At 63.4% G+C, this 22,655-nt stretch carries 17 protein-coding genes and 2 pseudogenes; 14 read left to right on the top strand and 5 right to left on the bottom strand.

Annotated features, from left to right (window positions below; all coding sequences use genetic code 11):
• Positions 1–44 precede the first annotated feature (44 nt).
• Entirely contained in the window at positions 45–176 is a 132-nt protein-coding gene (locus AC0L2M_RS05265; protein WP_280807523.1) for a hypothetical protein, read from the top strand.
• A gap of 16 nt (positions 177–192) precedes the next feature.
• Here AC0L2M_RS05265 and AC0L2M_RS05260 read toward each other — a convergent pair whose 3' ends face one another.
• Positions 193–756, bottom strand: a complete 564-nt coding sequence (locus AC0L2M_RS05260) for a GNAT family N-acetyltransferase (protein WP_287176587.1) — start codon at positions 754–756, stop codon at positions 193–195.
• A complete protein-coding gene (serB, locus tag AC0L2M_RS05255) occupies positions 753–1,640 on the bottom strand; it encodes a phosphoserine phosphatase SerB (protein WP_473534253.1) in 888 nt (295 codons plus the stop codon). Before serB ends, AC0L2M_RS05260 begins: the two co-directional genes overlap by 4 nt.
• Here serB and miaA point away from each other — a divergent pair.
• A complete protein-coding gene (gene miaA, locus AC0L2M_RS05250) occupies positions 1,630–2,622 on the top strand; it encodes a tRNA (adenosine(37)-N6)-dimethylallyltransferase MiaA (RefSeq protein ID WP_023798798.1) in 993 nt (330 codons plus the stop codon). The genes serB and miaA overlap by 11 nt on opposite strands.
• A gap of 103 nt (positions 2,623–2,725) precedes the next feature.
• On the top strand, positions 2,726–3,517 hold the full coding sequence (locus AC0L2M_RS05245; RefSeq protein WP_023798799.1) for a GGDEF domain-containing protein: 792 nt from the start codon (positions 2,726–2,728) through the stop codon (positions 3,515–3,517).
• A gap of 216 nt (positions 3,518–3,733) precedes the next feature.
• Here the strand turns inward: AC0L2M_RS05245 and AC0L2M_RS05240 are convergent, their stop codons facing one another.
• Complete coding sequence (locus tag AC0L2M_RS05240; protein WP_473534279.1) at positions 3,734–5,572, bottom strand: ATP-binding protein; 1,839 nt, start codon at positions 5,570–5,572, stop codon at positions 3,734–3,736.
• Between the two features lie 160 nt (positions 5,573–5,732).
• Complete coding sequence (locus AC0L2M_RS05235) at positions 5,733–7,535, bottom strand: NAD(P)-binding domain-containing protein (RefSeq protein ID WP_473534252.1); 1,803 nt, start codon at positions 7,533–7,535, stop codon at positions 5,733–5,735.
• Positions 7,536–7,673: 138 nt separating this feature from the next.
• On the opposite strand from AC0L2M_RS05235, the gene AC0L2M_RS05230 reads away from it, so the two are divergent.
• The 10 genes and pseudogenes from AC0L2M_RS05230 to AC0L2M_RS05185 all read left to right on the top strand — a co-directional run.
• Positions 7,674–7,874: a hypothetical protein gene (locus AC0L2M_RS05230; protein ID WP_091594240.1), complete on the top strand. Its 201-nt coding sequence runs from the start codon at positions 7,674–7,676 to the stop codon at positions 7,872–7,874.
• Positions 7,875–7,994: 120 nt separating this feature from the next.
• Positions 7,995–9,776 (top strand): acetolactate synthase 3 large subunit, encoded by a 1,782-nt coding sequence (locus AC0L2M_RS05225; protein ID WP_287290879.1) that lies wholly within the window; start codon positions 7,995–7,997, stop codon positions 9,774–9,776.
• Between the two features lie 86 nt (positions 9,777–9,862).
• Positions 9,863–10,438 carry an acetolactate synthase small subunit gene (ilvN, locus tag AC0L2M_RS05220; protein WP_091594244.1) on the top strand — a complete coding sequence of 192 codons (576 nt, stop codon included), beginning with the start codon at positions 9,863–9,865 and terminating at the stop codon, positions 10,436–10,438.
• Between the two features lie 146 nt (positions 10,439–10,584).
• On the top strand, positions 10,585–11,181 hold the full coding sequence (locus AC0L2M_RS05215) for a LysE family translocator (protein WP_473534251.1): 597 nt from the start codon (positions 10,585–10,587) through the stop codon (positions 11,179–11,181).
• A 169-nt stretch (positions 11,182–11,350) separates the two neighbouring features.
• On the top strand, positions 11,351–12,583 hold the full coding sequence (locus AC0L2M_RS05210; RefSeq protein WP_473534250.1) for an efflux RND transporter periplasmic adaptor subunit: 1,233 nt from the start codon (positions 11,351–11,353) through the stop codon (positions 12,581–12,583).
• Positions 12,580–15,743, top strand: a pseudogene (locus AC0L2M_RS05205) (efflux RND transporter permease subunit). Before AC0L2M_RS05210 ends, AC0L2M_RS05205 begins: the two are co-directional and overlap by 4 nt.
• 65 nt (positions 15,744–15,808) lie before the next feature.
• Complete coding sequence (gene nthA, locus AC0L2M_RS05200) at positions 15,809–16,414, top strand: nitrile hydratase subunit alpha (protein WP_473534249.1); 606 nt, start codon at positions 15,809–15,811, stop codon at positions 16,412–16,414.
• Entirely contained in the window at positions 16,411–17,070 is a 660-nt protein-coding gene (gene nthB / locus AC0L2M_RS05195) for a nitrile hydratase subunit beta (RefSeq protein ID WP_473534248.1), read from the top strand. Before nthA ends, nthB begins: the two co-directional genes overlap by 4 nt.
• Positions 17,039–17,443, top strand: coding sequence for a nitrile hydratase accessory protein (locus AC0L2M_RS05190; RefSeq protein ID WP_473534247.1), 405 nt, complete (start codon positions 17,039–17,041; stop codon positions 17,441–17,443). The genes nthB and AC0L2M_RS05190 overlap by 32 nt, the downstream gene beginning before the upstream one ends.
• A 93-nt stretch (positions 17,444–17,536) precedes the next feature.
• A pseudogene (locus AC0L2M_RS05185) lies at positions 17,537–17,722 on the top strand (IS630 family transposase); the annotation flags it as partial.
• Positions 17,723–17,834: 112 nt separating this feature from the next.
• Here AC0L2M_RS05185 and AC0L2M_RS05180 read toward each other — a convergent pair.
• On the bottom strand, positions 17,835–21,179 hold the full coding sequence (locus tag AC0L2M_RS05180; protein WP_473534246.1) for an adenylate/guanylate cyclase domain-containing protein: 3,345 nt from the start codon (positions 21,177–21,179) through the stop codon (positions 17,835–17,837).
• A 346-nt stretch (positions 21,180–21,525) separates the two neighbouring features.
• On the opposite strand from AC0L2M_RS05180, the gene AC0L2M_RS05175 reads away from it, so the two are divergent.
• Positions 21,526–22,653 (top strand): ATP-dependent DNA helicase, encoded by a 1,128-nt coding sequence (locus AC0L2M_RS05175; protein ID WP_473534245.1) that lies wholly within the window; start codon positions 21,526–21,528, stop codon positions 22,651–22,653.
• The last annotated feature ends 2 nt before the right edge of the window (positions 22,654–22,655 follow it).

Raw genomic sequence — 22,655 nt, 5'->3', positions numbered from 1 at the left:
TGAACCAGTGGATCGCGTCGGCCGTGTCGCAAACGGTTGGAGCCATGGAGACAGCGGCTGATTTCCTGCGCCGACGGGCTGGTGATGCATCGGGCGACGATTTCGCGAAAGTGCTCGATCGGGTCGGCGCAAAAGCGCCGCAGCCCGGCGACGAGCTTCCGTTTGACAAGCGCTGATCAGGGTCGGCACTGATCAGCGCCGATTTTTCTGCCAATCCTTGGCTGTCAGCCTGTAGAACACATGCCGCTTGAGCCTGGCGTGGCTGTCCGGAATGCCGGGGTGGTCGAAATCGCTGGTCGGGTCGGCGGTCATGCCCAGGCGTTCCATGACGGCAGTGGACCGGCTGTTATCCCTGACGGCGAAAGAAACGATTTCCTTGAGGCCAAGCGTTTCGAAGCCATAGGCGAGCCAGGCTTCGGCTGCCTCGGTGACATAGCCATGGCCCCAGAATTCGGGCGCCAGCCGCCAGCCGATCTCGACGGTGCCGGCCGGCAGGAACGGCAAATGATCGGTGTCGAGGAGGCCGACGAAGCCGATGCATTGGCGCGTTTCAATTATCTCGGCGGCAGCGAAACCGTAGCCATCCTCGGCAATCCAGGCGCGGAACTCGTCCATCTTGGCGTCGGCCTGCGCGCGGTCGCGGCGAAACGGAAAGAACTCCATGACGCGCTCGTCGGAGTTGATGCGGTAGAAGAGGTCGCGGTCGCGATCCTCCCAGTTGCGCAGGATCAGGCGCTCGGTGCGGATTGGCGTCACTCCACAAACTCCTCCCGCCGGTAGCCCTGCAGATAGAGAAGCGCGGTCAGGTCGCCATGGTCGATGCGGAATTTTGCCTCCGCCGCCACGACATGCTTGGCATGAAGCGCGACACCGGTGCCGGCAAGGCGGATCATGTCGAGGTCGTTGGCGCCATCGCCGACAGCAATGGCGTCGGCGGTCGTCAGCCCGAGGCGCGCCGAAATCTCGAGCAGCGCATCGGCCTTGGCGGCGCGCCCCAGGATCGGCTCGGCGACCAGCCCGGTGAAGCGGCCATCCTGCTCGATCAGGCGGTTGGCGCGATTCTCCTGAAAGCCGAGCATGCCGCCGATGCGTGAGGTGAAGACGTTGAAGCCACCCGACACGAGTGCAGTCCAAGCGCCGTTGGCCCGCATGGTCTGGACAAGCGCGCGGCCACCGGAAGCCAGCGTCAGGCGATTGGCGATAATGCGGTCGACCACGGCAGTGTCGAGGCCTTTCAGCAGCGCCACCCGCTCGCGCAAGGCCGGCTCGAAAGCGATCTCGCCATTCATCGATCGCGCCGTGATGGCGGCGACGTAATCCTTGACGCCGATCTCGTCGGCGAGTTCGTCGATGCACTCCTGGTCGATGACAGTCGAATCCATATCGGCGATAAGGATTTTCTTTCGCCTGCCCTCGGGCCGCTGAACGATCACGTCAACCGGTTCGGGTGCAAGCACGGCGCGCAGGCTGGCGGTCGTTTCAGCGGCTTCGGCCGTCTCGGGCAGGGCGATTTCACAAGCGGTGCCTTCGGCCAGCCAGCGAACAGTGCTTGCGCCGACCGACCGCGACGCCATATTCGCAAGCGCCGGCGACAATGCGCGACCGGCGGGATGGGATACAAGCGTGGCGATCAGCGGCATAAAAAATTCCGGCGGGCAGGCGGGCGAGGGCCGCGTTAAGAACGCGATCCTGATAGCCGGGCCGACCGCCAGCGGCAAGTCCGCCCTTGCGCTCGCCCTCGCCGAGCGCAACGGCGGCGTCATCGTCAACACCGATTCGATGCAGGTCTATTCGGTGCTCGACGTGCTGACGGCGCGGCCGACTGCTGCCGAACTCGCTCGCGTCCCGCATTTCCTCTACGGACATGTCCATCCCTCCACCGTCTATTCCACTGGCGCCTGGCTGCGCGACGTGATGAATCTCATCGACGACGGCGCGTTCGTCGAACGTCCGGTCGGCACGTTCTTCGAACGGCCGGTGATTTTCGTCGGCGGCACCGGGCTTTATTTCCGGGCGCTTGCGGAGGGCATTTCGGAAATGCCCGACATTCCGCAGTCGATCCGTGATCGCTGGCGCTACGAACTCCAGGAGCAGGGCGCAGCCAAGCTGCACCGTATCCTGCTGCGCAGGGATTCTGCAGCCGGCATGATGCTGAAGCCGACCGACGGCCAGCGCATCGTGCGGGCGCTGGAGGTGCTCGACGCATCGGGCCGTTCCATCCTGGAATGGCAGGCGGCGCGCGGCCGTCCACTGATCGACAGAGCCAGCACGCGCTTCCTTGTGATCGAGCCGGACCGAGCGGAGCTGGTGGAGCGGATCGAGGCGCGGTTCGACCGCATGCTGGAGAAGGGCGCCCTCGACGAGGTCACGCAGATCACCGATCTTGGCCTCGATCCCGACTTGCCTGCGATGAAAGCCATCGGCGTTCGCGAACTCCAGGCCGCAATGGCCGGCGAGCTGAGTTTTCCCGAAGCGATCGAGCGCGCGAAGATCGCGACGCGACAGTATGCCAAGCGCCAGGCGACCTGGTTCAGGCATCAGTTGGGTCCGGAATGGCTGAGATTGCGCCCTGGTGATCGTGTGGAATCCACGATCTTGGATACCTTTTCGAGTGCAACCTGAAAAGTTGACTTTAAGGGAAGACCTCCCGTTGAAGTTGTCCTAATTAACCCTCCGTAAGGCCGTCGATGCCATAACGTCTTTAGGGTTTTGCAACGGGGAGCAGATGCGTTTTCACAAGGCGGAATCAGCCTTTTTCGTCTTCATCTTCGTAATCCTGGCCGCCGGCCTGGTGACGCTTCACGCCTATGGGCTTCTGCAGGCGCTCGCGGCGGAGATCACTACGCCTGCCGCGATTGAGAAGACCACTTATCTCAACAAGCTGTTGTTTGGGACCGGCGTCCTTTTGGCGACTGCCCTGTTCTTCGGGATTTTCTTCATCTACCCGCTGATCCGCAAGCAGGCGACGGAAGAAGGCAAGCTGCGCGCCATGACGGTTTCGCTCAGCGCCCGTTCGGAAACGCTGGAGCATGCGGCGCTGACCGACGGCCTGACCGGCATGCAGAACCGGCGTTATTTCGACGATGCACTGAAGGAATATCTCGAGGAATTCCGTCGCATCGACAAGCCGGTCGGGCTGATGATCCTTGATCTCGACCATTTCAAGCAGGTCAACGACACCCACGGCCATGATGTCGGTGACCAGGTGTTGCGGGCGGTCGCCAGTTGTCTCAAGGACATGACACGCTATCACGACGTGGTGGCGCGCCTGGGTGGTGAGGAGTTCGCGGTGGTCACGCCCAACATGGATGCCGAACTGCTGTCCAGGTTCGCCGAGCGCATCCGCAAGGCGATCGCCAACATGTCGATACTATCGGGCAATGTCCGGCTGAAGATCACCACCAGCGTCGGCCTTGCCATCTGGGACCGCAAGGAAACCGCCGAAGAGTTCTATCGCCGCGCCGACCGCCAGCTCTACGAAGCCAAGAGGCAAGGCCGCAACCGCGTCTGCGCCTGAAATCCCGGAGAAGAATTCATGAGGCCGGCCGACTGACGCAGCTTTCTCGACTTCCGGTGCTCATGGACTCAAATGTCCACTCCGCGCCGGGTTCTCGAAAGCCACGTCATTCGATCCGGCCTGATGAATTCCCTTCCGGGATTTGCCCTGGTTTCCTAGGGTGACATAGTTTTAACTTTGGAAGCGCCTTAGCCTCACAGGCTAAAGCCGCCCGGCTCAATCGTTCTGCGAGCGCAGGCCGAAGGTTGCGGGTTTCAGGCCATAACGCATGTCGAAATCGTCGTCCGGCTGGGCGCGTGCGACAGTCGGGGCGGGCGGCTTGCGATAGTCGGGATCGCCGGCCTGCCGGCTCGAATCCACGACTTCGGCGAAGACCATCGCCTGCTGCGGTTTTGGAACGTTGCGAAGCCTTTCGACGATCGCCACCAGATCGACATCATGGCCAAGCTCGGACGGCAAGGCTTCCTCGCGCTTGGCTGTGCCCGGGATCAGGCCATCGGACAGTTTTTCGAATTTCATTCGCATGGTCGTCGCCACGCCTTCACCAAAGGCGATGGCTTCGCGCTGGCCCATCGAAGACAGGAACGCCAGTGTCGAGGCCGAGGAATCGGCGATCGCCGAGCGGATGATCGCCTGGTCCTGCTCGTTGGCGAGCCGCATCGCAAAAAAGGTCGAGCACTGCGACAGGATGGTGGGGTCGAGTTCGCCCGGGCGCTGTGTGACGATGCCGAGATAACAACCATATTTGCGGCCTTCCTTGGCGATGCGCGACAGCGCGTGCCGGGTCGGCGCGAAACCAAGGCGCGGATCGGCCGGCATGTAGCGGTGCGCTTCCTCGCACAGCAAAAGCAGCCGCAGCCGGCCTTCGCTCCACAGCGCCAGGTCGAAGGCCAGACGCGCCAGCACCGAGCAGACGGAATTGACCACTTCCGAAGGCATGCCTGCCATCTCGAAGCAGGTCACCGGGCGGCCGTGATGCGGCACGCGGAAGATGTTGCCGATCGTCTCGTGGATGGTGTCCTCGATCAGCCGCGAGTTGAACATGAAGCGGTAGCGCGGATCGGAGGCTGCCGATTCGATGCGCGTCTTCAGCGATTTGAGGGTGGGGCGGTCGTTCTTGCTTTCCAGCAGTCCCATGCGCTCGTCGATCTGCTTGATGAGATCGACAATGCGATAGGGCACCGGCGTGTCCGCGGTCAGCGCATCGCTGCCGCGCCTGAGATACGTGCCCGAATTCGGGTTGCGATAAAGGTTTTTGGCCGCGGGAATAAGATCGCGCAAGGCGTCCACCTCTTCCGGCACGATCTCTCGACCGCGAAACAGCACTTCGGCAAACTCCTCGAGCTTGAACATCCAGAAGGGCAGGTCCAGCGTCGCCGAATCGACCCTGACGCAGTGCTCTGGCAAGGACGCGGCGAACTCGTTGTGCGGATCGAGGATGAGAACGCGCAGGTCGGGTCGAGCGGCGATCGACTTGCGCAAAAGCAGCGAGACGGCGGTGGATTTGCCGACGCCGGTGGTGCCGACAATGGCGAAATGGCGCGCCAGCGTGTCGTCGATAGCGATGTTGGCGTCGATCTCCTCATCCTGTGACAGCGTGCCGATGGTGATCGAGTGACGCCCGGCCAGGTCATAGACCGCCTGCAGGTCGCGGCTGCGGATGCGGTGGGCAATGGCGCCGATATGTGGATAGGTGGTGATACCGCGGTCGAAAACCGGTTTGGCGCCGGGCTCGGCGCCGTCGCGCACCTCGCCGATGAGCTCGATACTGACCTCGATCGGGTTCTGGCCCTCATCGTGCCAGGCGCGATCCGACTTGCCGACCGCGTAGACCAGCCCGACGGTTCGCGTGTTGCCAAGGTTGATGGAGATCATCTTGCCGACGCTCCAATGGCCGGTGACCGTGCCTAGGATGTCGGCGGCATGGGCGCTGATGGTGGCGCGCGCGCCGTCGCACTGGACGACATTGCCCAGAACGCGCTTGTCGCTCTGCTCCGCCTTGCGGCGCTCCTGCAATGTCGGCTCTCCAACGGAGACGTCGCGGTCGACGAACATGGACAGGCTGTTCCCCATTTCCCTTTTCCATTTTCCCCAAGGCGATCGACCTTACGCCGACGCGGTTAAGGGGGGATGAGGTCGGATGGTGTAGGGACGATTAAGCCGGTCGCGAAAATTGAACCGACCGGCGGCGAGTCCCGGCGACAGCCTCGATCGTCTATCCTGTGTGATGGACCTGCTGCAGCCCGTAGACCGGCGTCGCGATGCCCTCGTGCCGCGCTTTCAACTGCAGCGACAGGAACTGCGAATAGTGGCGTGACTGGTGCAGATTGCCGCCGTGGAACCAGAGCGCTTCCTGTTGCGTCGGCTTCCACATGTTGCGCTGCTCGCCCTCCCAGGGACCGGGATCCTTGGTGGTGTTCGAGCCGAGCCCCCAGCATTTCCCGACTTTGTCGGCGACCTCTTTCGAGATCAGCTCTGCCGCCCAGCCGTTCATCGAACCGTAGCCGGTGGCATAGACGACGACATCGGCCGGCAGCTCGGTGCCGTCGCTGAGCAGGACCGAATGTTCCTTGATCTCGGTCACGTCGACGCCGCTCTTCAGCTTGATGGCGCCGTCGATGATCAGCTGGGAGGCGCCGATATCGATATAGTAGCCGGAACCGCGCCTGAGATATTTCATGAACAGGCCCGAACCGTCGTCGCCCCAGTCGAGCATGAAGCCAGCTCTTTCCAGGCCCTCGTAGAAGGCGGCATCACGCTCCTTCATCTTCTCGTAGAGCGGGATCTGGAATTCGTGCAGGATCTTGTAGGGCAGCGAGGCGAAGATGAGATCGGCCTTGGCCGTGGTCATGCCGTTTTGCACGGCCTGCTCCGAATAGAGGGCTCCGAGCCCGATATCCATCAGCGTGTCGGATCTGACGATGTGCGTGGTCGATCGCTGCACCATGGTGACGTCGACGCCGGCTTCCCAGAGTGCGGCGCAGATATCATGCGCGGAATTGTTCGACCCGATGACGACGACTTTCTTGCCAGCGTAGCTGTCTGGACCGGGATGTTTCGAGGAATGGTGCTGATCGCCCTTGAAATTCTCCATGCCTTTGAACTGCGGGATGTTGGGCCGGCCCGACATGCCGGTGGCCAGCACCAGCTGCTTCGGCTTCAGCGTGATGTCCTTGCCGTTGCGACGGACGACGACCGTCCATTCCTTCTTCTGATCGTCATAGGTGGCGCTCTTGGCCTGCGTGGAGGACCAATAGTTCAGCTCCATGACCTTGGTGTACATTTCCAGCCAGTCGCCGATCTTGTCCTTGGGCGAGAAGACCGGCCAGTTCCGAGGAAAGTCGATATAGGGCAGATGGTCATACCAGACCGGATCGTGCAGGCAGAGCGACTTGTAACGCTTGCGCCATGAATCGCCGGCACGCTCGTTCTTCTCGACGATAATGGTCGGCACGCCGAGCTGCCTCAGCCGGGCACCGAGCGCGATGCCGCCCTGGCCGCCGCCGATGATCAGCGTGTTGGGCTGATTGACAAAGCCGAGTTCGGCGGCTTCCTTCTCGCGCTCCTCCTTCCAGGTTGGCCGGTTTTTGCCGTGACCGTGCTTGGCACCCATCGGCCGGGCGAAGCCGGCGGGTTCCTCGTGGTCCTTCAGCTCGACCATGGTGGTGAGCAGCGTCCAGATCTTGCCGTTCCTCAGCCTGATATGGCCGAAGCCGCGCGCAACCTCCGTTTCGAAACTGATCCAGCCTTCGAGCAGCCCATCGCTCTCCGTGGCGTCTTCGCCTTTCGCAAGCGCCCAGTTCGATGGCTTTATCGTCGCCAACTGGCTCATCAGCATATCGCGGACCTGGTCGCGACCTTCCATGGTCTTGATGTTCCAGGTGAAGGTCACCAGGTCGCGCCAGTAGCAGTCTTCCTGAAAGCACCCGACCGAGCGGTCGATGTCGCCGGCGGCGAGCGCTGCGCTGAATTGGTCGAGCACGTCGGATAGTTTCTTGGCTGGGGCCTTGTCGAGCATCAAACTTCCTCCCGTGAAGTGCTGGTCGTCATCGCGGCTTGCTGGCCCCTCCCAGGCCGGTCGACCGGAGTATCGCGGCAAACGGCGTGCCGCGTCACGTCGTCAAATAGTTTGGCGCGGTTTCAATGGCTTATCTGGATGATCGCGGACACTGATCCTGCCGGCGATCATGCGGAACGGTGGTTCGAGGCGATGGGTGCAACCGGGCTGCCTGGCCCGAACCGTCTGGCGTCTTTCATATTCGCCGTTGACAGCGGCGCAAAACCAATTCTATTGTCCGCCACCATGAAAACGGCACTCATTCTCGTAGTAGGAAAGCGTGTGGGCAAGGCGGTGTAACCGCCGGGCGAAAACCCCCCATGCGCAAGACACAGGCTCCCTCGGGGGCCTTTTTTATTGCCCGAAACACGACTAAACGACCAGCAATCGCCCGATGGCGGACAATACGGGACCAGACCGATGAGCAGTGGACAGAACGAACGGCGCGAAATGACCGGAGCCGAAATGGTGGTGCAGGCGCTGAAGGACAACGGCGTCAAGCATGTCTTCGGCTATCCGGGCGGCGCAGTTCTCCCGATCTATGATGAAATCTTCCAACAGGACGAGGTCGAGCACATCCTCGTCCGTCACGAGCAGGGTGCCGGTCATGCGGCGGAGGGCTATGCGCGGTCGACCGGCAAGGCCGGCGTCATGCTGGTGACATCGGGGCCGGGCGCCACCAACGCGGTCACGCCGCTGCAGGATGCGCTGATGGATTCGATCCCGCTGGTCTGCCTGACCGGTCAGGTGCCGACCTCGCTGATCGGCTCGGATGCGTTCCAGGAGTGCGACACGATCGGCATCACGCGGCCCTGCACCAAGCACAATTGGCTGGTGAAGGATGTCAACGAGCTCGCGGCGATCATCCATGAGGCCTTTCACGTCGCGACAACAGGACGCCCCGGTCCGGTCGTCGTCGATATCCCGAAGGACGTGCAGTTCGCCAAGGGCACCTATGTGCCGCCGCAGACGGCGCCGCGCACGAGCTATCAGCCCAAGGTCCAGGGCGACCTGGATAAGATCAAGGCGGCGGTCGAGCTGATGGCCAACGCGAAAAGGCCGATCCTCTATACCGGCGGCGGTGTCATCAATTCCGGCCCGGAAGCCAGCCATTTGCTGCGCGAACTGGTCGACCTGACCGGCTTCCCGATAACCTCGACGCTGATGGGCCTTGGCGCCTATCCGGCTTCGGGCAAGAACTGGATGGGCATGCTCGGCATGCACGGCACCTATGAAGCAAACATGGCGATGCATGATTGCGACGTCATGGTCTGCATCGGCGCGCGCTTCGACGACCGCATCACCGGCCGGCTCAGCGCGTTCTCGCCGAATTCGAAAAAGATCCATATCGACATCGATCCGTCGTCGATCAACAAGAACGTCCACACCGATGTGCCCATTATCGGCGATGTCGGCCGGGTTCTGGAGGATCTGGTGCGGCTGTGGCGGGCCACCGCCAGGGCCGACAAGAAGGCGCTGCACCCGTGGTGGGAGCAGATCGCGAAATGGCGGGCGCGGGATTCGCTTGCCTACAAGATGAACCACGACGTTATCATGCCGCAATATGCCGTCCAACGGCTCTATGCGCTGACCAAGGACATGGACACCTACATCACCACCGAGGTCGGCCAGCACCAGATGTGGGCGGCGCAGCACTATCATTTCGAGAAGCCGAACCGCTGGATGACCTCCGGCGGGCTCGGCACGATGGGCTACGGCCTGCCGGCGGCGCTCGGCGTGCAGATTGCGCACCCGGATGCGCTGGTCATCGACATTGCCGGTGACGCCTCGGTGCAGATGACGATGCAGGAGATGAGCGCCGCGGTGCAGCACGAGGCGCCGATCAAGATCTTCATCCTCAACAATCAGTACATGGGCATGGTGCGGCAGTGGCAGCAGCTTCTGCACGGCAACCGGCTGTCGCATTCCTACACCGAAGCGATGCCGGATTTCGTCAAGCTCGCCGAAGCCTATGGCGGCCATGGCATCCGCTGCGAGAAGCCGGACGAACTGGACGACGCCATCAAGGAGATGATCTCGGTGAAGAAGCCGGTGATCTTCGACTGTCGGGTCGCCACGCTTGCCAACTGCTTCCCGATGATCCCGTCGGGCAAGGCGCATAACGAGATGCTGCTGCCGGACGAGGCGACCGACGAGGCGGTGGCCAATGCCATCGACGCCAAGGGCAGGGAACTGGTGTAACCCCTGTCGTCCGAGCCGAGGCAGGGCTGTCGGAAGCCGTGTGGAAACAGAAAAACAGCTCAAAGTTTGAAATCGAGATTCATGTCATGAACGCACAGCACCTTCAACCCACCGGTTCCGCCTACTTCATCGCCAAGGAGACGGAAAGACCGGAGATCCACACGCTTTCCGTGCTGGTCGACAATGAGCCGGGCGTGCTTGCCCGGGTCATCGGCCTGTTTTCCGGACGCGGCTACAATATCGAGAGCCTGACCGTTTCCGAAACCGAGCACGAGAAGCATCTGTCGCGCATCACCATCGTGACGCGCGGCACGCCGCATGTGCTGGAGCAGATCAAGCACCAGCTCGAGCGCATCGTGCCGGTGCACCGTGTCGTCGACCTCACCGTGCGCTCGCACGAACTCGGCCAGGAACGGCCGCTGGAGCGGGAACTCGCGCTGGTGAAAGTGGCCGGCACCGGCGAGGGCCGCGTCGAGGCGCTGAGGCTGGCCGATGCCTTCCGCGCCAGCGTCATCGACGCCAACACCGAGCATTTCATCTTCGAGATCACCGGCAAAGGCTCCAAGATCGACCAGTTCATCGCCATCATGAAACCGCTCGGCCTGGTCGAAATCTGCCGCACCGGCGTGGCGGCGATGAATCGCGGCCCGCAGGGGATGTGATCATCCGGCGCTTTGGGCCCAGTGCTCTGGCACCGCCTGTATTTATTCTGCTTGATCCTGACCTTCTGGCCCGGCTGCCGCCGAGAGGTGGCCTTTGTGCGTCTGAGGTAAAAGGACAATATTGCTGACCTGCCTGGGAGAAGCCAATGACCATCGATGCCTTCCTTGCCCTGCTGGTCTATGCCTTCGTGACTTCGATCACGCCGGGCCCGAACAACTTCATGCTTCTGGCTTCCGGCGTGAATTTCGGTTTTGCCAAAACCATTCCGCACATGCTGGGCATCAGCATCGGCTTCCTCGTGCTGTTGCTTGCCGTCGGCTTCGGTCTTGGCGCGGTTCTGATCGCGTTTCCGGTTCTCGACACCGCATTGAGGATCGCTGGCGGTGCTTATCTGCTCTATCTCGCCTGGAAGATCGCCATGTCGCGTTCGCTCAGCAGCAAGGGCGAGACCAAGGCGCGACCGATGCGCTTCATCGATGCGGCAGCGTTCCAGTGGGTCAATCCCAAGGCGTGGGTGATGGCGATCACCGCCATGGCCGTCTATGCCGTTCCGGAGCATCCGTTTCTGTCGGTGGCGCTGGTTTCGATAGCCTTCACCGTCGTCAACCTGCCGAGCGTTTCGGTGTGGGCAGGTTTCGGCACGGCGCTGCGCGGTTTTCTCTCGGACCCGGTGCGGCTGAAATGGTTCAACATCGCCATGGGCGTGCTGCTGGCAGCGACACTGTGGCCGATGCTGCGGTAGCTGCCGCTTTATTGTGCACTGCACATTAAATCTTCGTAATCCCGGGTTTTGGCCCTTTTTTGCCCTCGGCGCCCTCTATCTATTTGGTGAAACCGCAGCACGAGGCGGCTGCGAGTTATACCAGACATGACCACCGAACCACGGCGTGTCGGATGGAAGGTCTTTGACGATGCGTGGAAAGATCGTGCTTGCGATGCTTGCGGTCGTCTGCCTTGTCACGGCTGGGCTCTATCTTTCGCCCGCGGCAACGGACAAGTTCCGGCAGATGCTGTCAGCGGGTCAGGCGGCGCCTGACAAACCGGCGGCCGCCGCGAATGCCGCACGTGCGACCGCGGTGGTTGCCGCCACCGCTTCGACGGCCGACTTCCCGATCCGGCGCTACGCCATCGGCTTTGTATCCTCGCCCGCCGTGGTCAGCGTGAATGCGCGGACCTCGAGCCAGATCACATCGATCGCTGTCAAGGACGGGCAGATGGTGAAGGCCGGCGACCTTCTGTTCTCGCTGGACGACCGCGCGCTGAAGGCGCAACTGGCTCGTGACCAGGCGACGCTCGCCAAGGACCAGGCGCTGCTTGCCAGTGCGACGGCCGATCTTGAGCGTGCCAAGGCTCTTGTCGCCAGGCAGGCCGGCACGCAGCAGACCTATGACCAGGCGATCGCCGCGCAGAAGTCCGCTGCGGCCACGGTCGATGCCGACAGGGCGACGATCGAAGCGGACGAGGTCCAACTCGGCTTTGCCACGATCACGGCGCCGATTTCCGGCAGGCTGGGTTCGGTCAACGTCGCTATCGGCGATCTCGTCACCACCAACAGCGGCAGCAGCACGTCGACCCCGCTGGTGACCATCACCCAGATGGACCCGCTGCGGGTGAACTTCAATCTTCCGGAAAGCGATCTTGCCCTTTTGCACAAGGCGCTGGCGGCGCCAGGGCAAGGCGCAGTCACGCTGACCAGGGACGGCGACCCGACACCGATTGGCAAGGGGACCCTCGATTTCGTCGATTCCAGCGTCGACACCGCCTCCGGCACGATCGCAGCGCGGGCCAGCGTGCCCAACCCCGATCTTTCGCTGTGGCCGGGCCAGTATGTCAATGTCGTGCTCGATGCCGGCATCATGCCGCAAATGACCTCGGTTCCCACGGTTGCGGTCCAGCCAAGCCAGAAGGGGCCGTTCGTCTATGTGATCAAGCCCGACAACACGGTGGAGGTGCGGCCCGTGCAGATCGCACTGACCGAAGGCGACAACAGCGCCATCGGCGAGGGGCTGAAAAGCGGCGAAAATGTCGTCGTCGAGGGCCAGGCAAAGCTGAAGGACGGCGCGCCGGTCCGCGAAGGCGATGCCGTTGATCGGGCGCCTCCCAGGGTTGCCGAGGCTGGCAAGGCGGGCGGGACGCGGCCATGATCTCCGAATTCTGCATCCGCAGACCTGTCGCCACCCTGCTCATGTCGTTTGCGCTCGTGCTGGGCGGGCTGTTCGCTTACAAGTTCCTGCCGGTGGCCGCTCTGCCGAGCGCCGAGTTTCCGGTGGTCAATGTCTCGGCCTCGCTGCCCGGCGCCTCGCCGGAAACCATGGCGACCTCGGTGGCAACGCCGCTGATCAAGCAGTTCACCACCATCGCCGGCATCGATTCGATCTCGACCACCAACGCGCTCGGCTCGACCTCGATCGCCATCCAGTTCGTGCTCAACCGCGATATCGATGCGGCCGCGGCCGACGTGCAGGCGGCGATCGCGCGAACGCAGCGGCAATTGCCGCCCGAGATGACCAGCCCGCCGAGCTATCGCAAGGTCAATCCGGCCGATGCGCCGATCCTGCTGATGTCGCTGGTCAGCGACACGGTTCCGCTGACCGATCTCGATGCCTTTGCCGAGAATGTGATCTCGCCGTCGCTGTCGACGATCGAAGGCGTGGCGCAGGTCTCGATCTTCGGCCAGCAGAAATACGCGGTGCGCGTCCAGATCGATCCGACGGCGCTCGCTGCACGCGGTATCTCGATCGACCAGCTGCAGACGGCGATCGCCTCGGCCAACAGCAACACGCCACTCGGCGTGCTGCAGAACGACAAGCAGCAGCTGACGATCACCGCCAACACGCAGTTGAACAACGCGGCGGGATTTTCCAACATCATCATTGCCACCAGGAACGGCCGTCCGGTGCGGCTCGGCGAGGTGACCCGCGTCATCGATTCGGTCGAGACCACGACGACGGCAAGCTGGTACGACGGCACCCGCGCGATCATCATGGCGGTGCAGCGTCAGCCCGATGCCAACACCGTCGACGTTGTCGACCGGGTCAAGGCGATGCTGCCGTCCTTCCAGGATCAGATGCCGGCGGCGGCCAGCATCCGGTTGCTCAACGACCGCTCGACGTCGATCCGCGAGGCGGTCGACGACGTGCAGTTCACGCTGCTGCTCACCATCGCGCTGGTGGTGATGGTGATCTTCCTGTTCCTGCGCCGGGTAACGGCGACGATCATCCCGGCGGTGGCGGTGCCGATCTCGCTGATCGCCACGCTCGGCGCCATGTTCCTGTTCGGCTTTTCCATCGACAACATCTCGCTGATGGGGCTGACGCTGGCGGTCGGCCTTGTCGTCGACGACGCGATCGTCATGCTGGAGAACATTTTTCGCCACATGGAGGAGGAGGGACTCTCGGCCTTCGACGCGGCACTCAAGGGTGCGCGCGAAATCGGCTTCACCATTATTTCGATCTCGATCTCGCTGGTCGCGGTGTTCATCCCCGTGCTTTTGATGGGCGGCGTGATCGGGCGCATCTTCAACGAATTCGCGGTGGTGGTGACGGTCGCCATCCTAGCCTCGATGTTCGTGTCGCTGACGCTGACGCCGATGCTGTGCTCGCGGCTCTTGTCGGTTTCGAGGGCTGAGCGCGAAGCAGCGCAGGGCGAAGGTCACAGGCACAATTTCTTCATGCGGGGTTATGACTGGCTGCTGACAGTTTGCCTGCGGCACAGGTTCCTGGTTCTTCTCGTCTTCATTGGGACGGCCGCACTGTCGGCCTGGCTGATCCAGACCTCGCCGAAGGGCTTCTTTCCGCAGGAGGATATCGGCCAGATTTCGGTGACGACCACCGCGCGCCAGGACATCTCGTTCGACGCCATGGTGAAGCTGCAGGGGCAAGTGGCTGATGTCTTTACCATTCACCCTATGTCTCGCATGTTGGGTGGTCGGTGGGCAGCGGCGACAACGCACTCAACCAGGGCCGGCTCTATGTGCAATTGAAGGACAAGGACCAGCGCCCCGATATCGACAAGGTGCTCTCGGATCTGCGGCGGCAGCTGGCCAATGTCCCCGGCATCGAGACCTTCATGCAGCCGGTGCAGAACCTGCGGCTCGGTGCGCGCGCTTCGGCCAGCGCCTATCAACTCGTCGTGCAGGGCCTCGACATCGGCGCGGCGGACAACTGGGCGCAGAAGCTCACCGACGTGATGGCCGCCGACCGTAGCGCCTTCACCGACGTCACCAATGACTTGCAGAACAACGCCCTGCAGGCGTCGCTGGTGGTCGACCGCGACAAGGCGGCGACGCTCGGCGTCGACACCGATACGTTGCGCTCCAGCCTCTATGGCGGTTTCGGCACCGAGCAGGTCTCGACTATCTTCGGTTCGGCCGACAGCTACGAGGTGATCATGGAGCTCGACCCGAGGATCGAGTGGTCGCCAGAAAGGATGCTGGCGATCAAGGTAAGGACGGCCAGCGGCAGCCTGGTGCCGCTCGGCGCCTTTGCCCGCGTCGATCGGACCGCCGGCGCCTTGACCGTCAATCAGCTCGGCCAGCTTCCGGCGGTGACCATTTCCTACAACCTGCCGCAGGGCGTCGCGCTCGGCGACAGCGTGAGCCGCATCGATGCGCTGAAGGAGAAGATCGGCATGCCGGCGACGATCTCGACCACTTTTTCGGGCACGGCGAAAACTTTTCAGGATTCGCTTGCGAACCAGGGCCTGCTGATCGCCGGCGCGATCCTGACCATCTATATCGTCCTCGGCATCCTCTACGAGAGTTTTATCCATCCGCTCACCATCCTGACTGGACTGCCGTCGGCGGTGCTCGGCGCGCTTGTTGCACTGCGGCTTGCGGGGATGGACCTGTCGGTGATTGCGGTCATCGGTATCCTGATGCTGATCGGCATCGTCAAGAAGAACGGCATCATGATGATCGACGTCGCGCTCGAACTCAGGCGCGAGGGGATGTTGCCGCTCGAGTCCATTCACAAGGCCTGCCTGATGCGTTTCCGGCCGATCATGATGACGACGCTGGCGGCATTGATGGGCACGATCCCGATCGCGCTCGGCACCGGCGCCAGCGCCGAATTGCGCCAGCCGCTCGGCGTGGCGGTGGTCGGCGGCCTCGTTGCTTCGCAAGCGCTGACGCTGTTCGTCACGCCGGTCATCTATGTCTACATGGAGCATTTTTCGGGCTGGCTTGTCGGGCTGTGGCCGAAGCGCCGGGACGAGCAGCCACCGGTCGAAGCCGTCGACCAGCCGTCGTTGTTCGAAAACGGAGAAGTGTTGCAGGGCGAGCCGCACAAGGCGGCGGCCGAATAGAAGCCGACGGGCTGGCCCAAGCCGTGGCGCTTGCGGTGGAACGCATGCAGCCGTAATTTGCGGCCATGTCCCACGATCATAATCACGACAACGAGCTTGATCCTTTTGCCGCCCGGGTGCGCGCGCTGGAGACGATCCTCACCCAGAAAGGGCTGATCGATCCAGCCGCGATCGACGTGATCGTCGACACCTATGAGACAAAAATCGGCCCGCGCAACGGCGCCAAGGTGGTGGCGAAGGCGTGGGTCGAGCCGGACTTTGCCGTTTTGCTGAAACGCGACGCGACGGCGGCGATCGGTTCGCTCGGCTACACCGGCCGGCAGGGCGAGCACATGCAGGCCGTGTTCAATACCGCGGACACGCACAACCTCGTCGTCTGCACGCTGTGCTCCTGCTACCCGTGGTCGGTGCTCGGCCTGCCGCCGGTCTGGTACAAGGCGCCGCCCTATCGTTCGCGCGCGGTAATCGATCCGCGCGGCGTGCTCGAGGAATTCGGGCTGACCTTGCCGGCAACGACAAAGATCCGGGTGTGGGATTCGACCGCCGAGCTGCGTTATCTGGTCGTGCCGATGCGGCCGAAGGGCACCGACAGCTGGAGCGAGGAGCGGCTGGCGGATTTGGTGACGCGCGACGCGATGATCGGCACCGGACTGGCGCGGGAGCCGGCATGAACGGGCCGCAGGATCTTGGCGGGCAGATGGGGTTCGGGCCGGTCGCGCCCGAAAAGGACGAACCCTGTTTCCATGCCGACTGGGAAAGGCGGGCGCTTGGCGTGACCTTGTGCGCGGGCGCCATGGGCGCCTGGACCATCGACGAGAGCCGGCATGCGCGGGAATTGCTGCATCCCGCCGACTATTATGGCTCGAGCTATTATGAGATCTGGGTCAAGGCGCTCGAAACCTTGCTGAAGCGGCATGGTTTTGTCAGTGACCGCGATCTGGCCGCGGGCAAGGCGGTCGACCCTGCCGCGACGCCAAAGCGGGTGCTGAAGGCCGAAAACGTGCCGGCGGTGTTGGCCAAGGGCGGCCCATGCGACCGGCCGATCGCCACGCCGGCCCGGTTCAAGGCAGGCGATCTGGTGCGCACGAAGAATTTCCATCCGACCGGCCACACAAGGCTGCCGCGCTACGCCCGCGGCAAGCAAGGCGCCGTCGAGGCGGTGCGCGACGGTTTTGTCTTCCCTGATACGAATGCGCACGGCCAGGGCGAAAACCCGCAATGGGTCTATACGGTGGTTTTCGACGGCGCCGAGATCTGGGGCGAGGGCGCCGACCCGACGCTGACCGTGTCGATCGATGCCTGGGAGAGCTATCTTGAACCGGCGTGAGGCGAAGTCAGCCACCGCCACGCTGCCGGCCGGCGTCGAGGCGCCGGTATTCGCCGAGCCATGGCAGGCGGAAGCCTTCGCCATGACGGTCGCGCTGCACGATAACGGCCTGTTCTCCTGGAGCGAATGGGCGGACGCCTTGTCCGCCGAGGTCAAGCAGCCTGGTGCCGCAAGAGATGGCCACGATTATTACGAGCACTGGCTGGCGGTGCTGGAAAATTTGCTGTCGGCAAAAGGCGTTGCCGGCAAAAGCGACGTCGATGCGCTCGCTGCCGCCTGGGAACGCGCCGCGCATGCAACGCCGCACGGCAAGCCGATCCTGCTCGAGAACGATCCCAGCCCGACCGAAGGTCGTGGCGGCCCGACCGGCTAGTGGTATCGGCCTAACATAAGAGTCCGGCTTGGATTCCCTTTGGCGAAAGCGCATGCGAGTCTGGCGCATGCGCACAGGAATATCCTTCACCGGAAGCGGCGCCTCAAGCGCGGCGTCTTCCACTCTGTCGTCGACCTCCGGGCTGCCATCAACCGCTACCTCGCAGAACACAATCAGCAACCCAAACCGTTCACTTGGACCGCCGACCCCGACAAAATCATCGCCGCCGTCAAACGTGGGCATCAAGTGTTAGATTCCATCCACGTGGTGAAAATCTGACGCTTGACACCGGAGCCGAAATTCCGGTTTCGACCCCTCTTAACAGGTTTGAGCCCGATGCGGGCATTTAGTCATATTGCCTCCACCCCTAGTGACATCGAGCTGACTTGAGTCACCTCAGGGTGTCGAGAAACGCCTTGGCTTCTCTCAGGTCGGGGGTCTCGAAGCCCTCGGAGAACCACTCATTCACGGGCACGAGCAGGGTGTGGGCATCGGCAGGCTTGCCTTGGTCGCGCCACAGCCGGGCAAGACCGGTGGCCGCACGCAACTCCCAGGACTTCGCGGATTGACGCCGGGCGATTTCGATCGCGTGCTCAAATGCGGCGCTCGCCTCATCTGGTCTTCCGTCCGGTAGGGCTGCCAGAAGCTGCCCGCGCAAGCAATACAGTTCGGCCTCCGGCCAACGCTCCCCTGTCCCCTCGACCACTGCCAGAGCCTCATCCAGTGCACCGAGCCCCCGTTGCATGTCCCCCGAGAGGGCACAAGCCTCGGCCAGCAGGCCCAGGAAGAACGGACGCATCCACGCCGCGCCGCTCTTCCCCCAATCCGCAAGCCCGCGCTGGATCGCTTCTATCCCGGCGGCCTCCTGACCGTGACGAGCCATGGCCCAGCCCTGGACCACCGTCGCGCTGGCGGCCCATAGATCCAACTTGTGTTCCCGGGCCAGCTCCAGCAACGCCGCCGCATGCCCCGCGGCCGCGCTGTCGTCGCGGCCGAAAGCCCCCACCAACGCGCTGTACATCAGGGCAAACCCGAGGGTGTTCTTATGGCCGACCCGGTGGGCTACGGCCAATCCCTCGGCTTGTCGGCGGGATGCCTGATCCGGGTAGCCCAGCAGCCACAGCACCCAGGTCAGGTGGGCGAGCGCGGACACGCCAAGGTCCTGGCCAAAAACAAAGGCCGTCGAACCATGCCGTTCCGGGTCGTACAGCGCAACGGCACACTCGAGGTGCTCGCGGGCGGCGAGCAGCTCGCCCCCCACCTCATCTGTCGCGCCGCACATTCGGTGCGCCAAGCACAGCCGCTCCGGGTCTGGGTGCAGCTCGGCCAAGGCGAGAATTTGCCTGGCCAGCTTCTGCTGCTCGGGAAGCGCCATGCGTACGAATTGGACAGCCCAGAACCCATACAGCACAGGAAACTGTTGTGATGCGTCGCCTACGGCCTCTACCAACTCCTGCGCCCGGGCGAAAGCGGAGGCGGTCTCAGGTGCTGCGTGGCCGTACCGGGCAATGCACGCCTGACCAAGCATAGTCTGAAGATGAAGTTCGCGCTCTGCCCGGGCGCGGCTCTCGGGCAAGGTCCGCACGAGGTCAATGCTCCGGGTGAGATGGCCGATGGCTTCCGCAACGGCCGAGCGCCGGAAGGTGCGTTCCCCGGCCCGCTGCCAGTAGTCCGCAGCCCGCTCGGTCAGTTCCGCCTGGGTAAAGTGATGGGCCAGCAGCTCAGGTTGGGTTTCGACCACCTCCGGCCAGCGCTCTTCCAGTACCTGGGCGATCCGGGCGTGCAACTTCTGGCGTGTGCCACGCAGGAGGCTCACGTAGGCGGTGTCCTGCACGAGCGCGTGCTTGAACGTGTAGGTCGCCTCGGGCGGCGTGCCGCGCCGGAACGCGAGACCAGAATTGACGAGCTCGTCCAGTCCCTGCGCCAACGCTGTCTCGGGTAGTCCCGCCACGGCGGCCAGCAGCTCATGGTTGAACTCCCGGCCGAGTGCCGCGCCGATCTGCGCCACCTGCTTGGCGGCCGGCAGCCGATCCAGCCGAGCGGTCAGTGAAGCCTGCAAAGTGCTCGGGATCGGAAGCGCCGAGACAGCAGCATCGGGCTGGCTGGCACTCTCCAGCACGGCTTTGGTCAATTCCTCGATGAACAGGGGCACACCGTCGGTCTGCGCCACGATCCGATCCAGCATTCCGGCCGGTAATGCTTGGCCCACGACCACCTGAGAGGCGAGCGTCGCGGCTTGACGCGGACTGAGACGGCTCAGCGCCATCAAGGTCACGCCCGCCAGACCGACCCAGGGCGCCTCAAACTCCGGCCGGAAGGAGATGACCACCAGCACTGGCAGCGAGGCCAAGCGCATGATCAACCTGTCCAACAGCTCCAGCGAGCTTGGATCGGCCCAATGCACGTCCTCGAACAGCATCAGCACGGGGGATCGGCGGGCCCGTTCATCGAGGATGTGAAGCAGTGCCCCGAAGGTCTGCTCCTTCTTGCGCTCCGGGCTGAGAGCCAGTGGCGGGTACCGCTCGCCACCCGGCACGCCGAGCATCTCGGCAATGAGCGCCAGCTCATGCGAGGCGGCGAGTGGGTGTAGCAGGGTTTCCAGCTTGACGAGCCGAGCCTCCGCAGGCTCGCCGTCCACGAAGCCTACCTCGTTCTTCCAGCGTGCGATGATCGGTTGGAGGGCGCTCTCACGGTGATGGGGCGAGCAGAAGTACTTGAGTTTGAGATGCACCTTTCCAGCTACGTGCTCCTCAAGCGCAGCGATCAGGCGGGACTTGCCGATGCCGGGCTCGCCGGCGATGAGCACGACCTGCCCTTCGCCGCCCTTCGCCTGCCGCCAGCGGCGCAGCAGCAGATCGAGCTCGTCATCGCGCCCGACCAGCGGCGTGAGGGCGGCCGGATGCATCGCGTCGAAGCGGCTCTGAACCATGGCCTCGCCAAGCACCTGCCAGGTGCGGACAGGGCCGGTTAGCCCTTTGAGGTGAACCGAACCAAGCTCGCGGCACTCGAACAGGCCGCCGATGCGCCGCCGTGTTTCTGCGTCGATCACTGCGCATCCAGGATCAGCAAGGGATTGTAGCCGCGCGGCAACGTTCGGGGTCTCGCCGATTACAGCCTGCTCCTGTGCGGCCCCGGCCCCCAGCAGGTCGCCCACGACGGCGAGGCCACTGGCGATGCCGACGCGTGCGGACAACCGCTCATCGGCGGGCGCAATCTGGCCAACCGCTTCCAGCGTGGCCAAGGCGGCGCGTACTGCGCGCTCGGCATCGGCCTCGTCGGCCTGGGGCCAGCCGAAATAGACCAGGACTCCATCGCCCATGTACTTCGCGACGAAGCCGCCGAAGCGACCAACCGTCTCGGCAATGCGGCGGTGGTAGGTCCCGATCACCTCGCGCATGTCCTCGGGGTCCAGGTGCGCGGCGAGCGCCGTGGAGCCGACGAGGTCGACGAACATCACACTAAGTTGGCGCCGCTCCGCCTCAGGGGACGGCAGGGCCACTGTCCCGGAGATCGTGCTCTGTGGCTGGATGGATGGGGACATGGCTGGAGGCGAGCCCGCGCGCACGGCGGCGATGGCGGCGAGCAACTTGCGGCGGTGGCCGATCGAGACGACGCCAAGTCCGCTCAGATCATCGGCGGTGAGGTCGGCTAGGACGCCGCCATCGATGTCGTTCTCGCGGAACGCCTGTTCGTACTGTCCCAGCCCCAGATCGCGCAGCCACGCGCCAATGTCCATGGCCCTCTCCCGGGTTCGTGGCGACCAGAACGCTAAGGTCTTCAATCTACCCCAAAATCGCGGAGAGGGCATGATGAAACGTCACGAGCTACCTTCGGATTAAGGGCAGCTCGTGGCAGCACCAAGCAGACTTTCGCCGCTCTGTCGGCCAGCTTCCGCTTTCCACCTAAAACCGAAGTCTGTATCGGGTACTAAGCGTCAGGTTTTCACCACAAGGTCGTGGCGGCTCGACTTCGTTCTCTTTAGGTTCCGTCTTCTGCCTGACTTGCGCCATTGGAAGCGGTGCGGTCCGCCGCCGATATCGTTGCGCCTTGTCTTTCCCTCGCGAATCCGGTCTCTCGCGCTGATGGAATTCTCTCCTCAACAGGACGATGCGCTGAAGGCGGTCGCCACCTGGCTCAAGACCGGAAAGCCGCAGCTGTTCCGGCTGTTCGGCTACGCCGGCACCGGCAAGACGACGCTGGCGCGCTATTTCGCCGAGCATGTCGACGGCCAGGTGCAGTTCGCCGCCTTCACCGGCAAGGCGGCGCAGGTGCTGCGTTCCAAGGGCGCGGTCAATGCCCGCACCATTCATTCGCTGATCTACCGGCCGAAGGGCGAGGAATCGGTGGCGGACGAGGTGACCGGCAAGACTTCGATGTCGCCGACCTTTTCGCTCAACCGGCAAAGCCCGATCTCGCGGGCCAAGCTCGTCGTCATCGACGAATGTTCGATGGTAGACGAGCAGCTTGGCCGCGACCTCTTGAGTTTCGGCACGCCGATCCTGGTTCTCGGCGATCCCGGCCAGTTGCCGCCGATCTCGGGCGGCGGCTTCTTCACCGAGCATGAGCCGGATATTCTGCTCACCGAGATCCACCGGCAGGCACGCGACAACCCGATCATCCGGCTGGCGCTCGACGTGCGCGAGGGCCGCGAGTTCATGCGCGGCGACTATGGCGCGGCGCAGGTGATCGGCAAGGAGGATGTCACCCAGGAACTGGTGCTGAAGGCGGACCAGGTGCTGGTCGGCACCAACAGGACGCGGCGTCGCTATAATCAGCGGCTGCGCGAGCTGAAGGGGTTCAATGCCGACTATCCGCAGGCCGGCGACAAGCTCGTCTGCCTGCGCAACGACCCAGCCAAGGGACTGCTCAACGGCTCGCTGTGGAAGGTGATGACCTCGTCGCGCGAGACGGTGAAACCCGGCATCAATCTGCTGGTCTCACCGGAGGAGGACGATCCCGACCGCGGCGTCGCCAAGATCAAGCTGCTCAAGGCGGCGTTCGAGGACCCGGACGCCGACATTCCCTGGCAGCAGAAAAAACGCTTCGACGATTTCGACTATGGCTACGCGCTGACCGTGCACAAGGCGCAAGGCTCGCAGTGGAACGAGATCGTGCTTTTCGACGAAGGCTGGGCGTTCAAGGAAACCCGCCAGCGCTGGCTCTACACGGCAATCACGCGCGCGTCGGAACGGCTGACGATTGTCAGATAGGC

The organism is Mesorhizobium sp. WSM4806, assembly GCF_055811635.1.
The sequence above is the reverse complement of the archived record's forward strand: the minus strand, read 5'-3'. Positions and strand labels throughout refer to the sequence as shown.

What these genes read in the sequence shown, in the direction of transcription:
- AC0L2M_RS05265 (WP_280807523.1), top strand. Translation starts at nt 45, where the DNA reads ATGGAGACAGCGGCTGATTTCCTGCGCCGACGGGCTGGTGATGCATCG.
- serB (WP_473534253.1), bottom strand. Translation starts at nt 1,640, where the DNA reads ATGCCGCTGATCGCCACGCTTGTATCCCATCCCGCCGGTCGCGCATTG.
- AC0L2M_RS05245 (WP_023798799.1), top strand. Translation starts at nt 2,726, where the DNA reads ATGCGTTTTCACAAGGCGGAATCAGCCTTTTTCGTCTTCATCTTCGTA.
- AC0L2M_RS05240 (WP_473534279.1), bottom strand. Translation starts at nt 5,572, where the DNA reads ATGTTCGTCGACCGCGACGTCTCCGTTGGAGAGCCGACATTGCAGGAG.
- AC0L2M_RS05235 (WP_473534252.1), bottom strand. Translation starts at nt 7,535, where the DNA reads ATGCTCGACAAGGCCCCAGCCAAGAAACTATCCGACGTGCTCGACCAA.
- AC0L2M_RS05230 (WP_091594240.1), top strand. Translation starts at nt 7,674, where the DNA reads ATGATCGCGGACACTGATCCTGCCGGCGATCATGCGGAACGGTGGTTC.
- AC0L2M_RS05225 (WP_287290879.1), top strand. Translation starts at nt 7,995, where the DNA reads ATGAGCAGTGGACAGAACGAACGGCGCGAAATGACCGGAGCCGAAATG.
- ilvN (WP_091594244.1), top strand. Translation starts at nt 9,863, where the DNA reads ATGAACGCACAGCACCTTCAACCCACCGGTTCCGCCTACTTCATCGCC.
- AC0L2M_RS05215 (WP_473534251.1), top strand. Translation starts at nt 10,585, where the DNA reads ATGACCATCGATGCCTTCCTTGCCCTGCTGGTCTATGCCTTCGTGACT.
- AC0L2M_RS05210 (WP_473534250.1), top strand. Translation starts at nt 11,351, where the DNA reads ATGCGTGGAAAGATCGTGCTTGCGATGCTTGCGGTCGTCTGCCTTGTC.
- nthA (WP_473534249.1), top strand. Translation starts at nt 15,809, where the DNA reads ATGTCCCACGATCATAATCACGACAACGAGCTTGATCCTTTTGCCGCC.
- nthB (WP_473534248.1), top strand. Translation starts at nt 16,411, where the DNA reads ATGAACGGGCCGCAGGATCTTGGCGGGCAGATGGGGTTCGGGCCGGTC.
- AC0L2M_RS05190 (WP_473534247.1), top strand. Translation starts at nt 17,039, where the DNA reads ATGCCTGGGAGAGCTATCTTGAACCGGCGTGAGGCGAAGTCAGCCACC.
- AC0L2M_RS05180 (WP_473534246.1), bottom strand. Translation starts at nt 21,179, where the DNA reads ATGGACATTGGCGCGTGGCTGCGCGATCTGGGGCTGGGACAGTACGAA.
- AC0L2M_RS05175 (WP_473534245.1), top strand. Translation starts at nt 21,526, where the DNA reads ATGGAATTCTCTCCTCAACAGGACGATGCGCTGAAGGCGGTCGCCACC.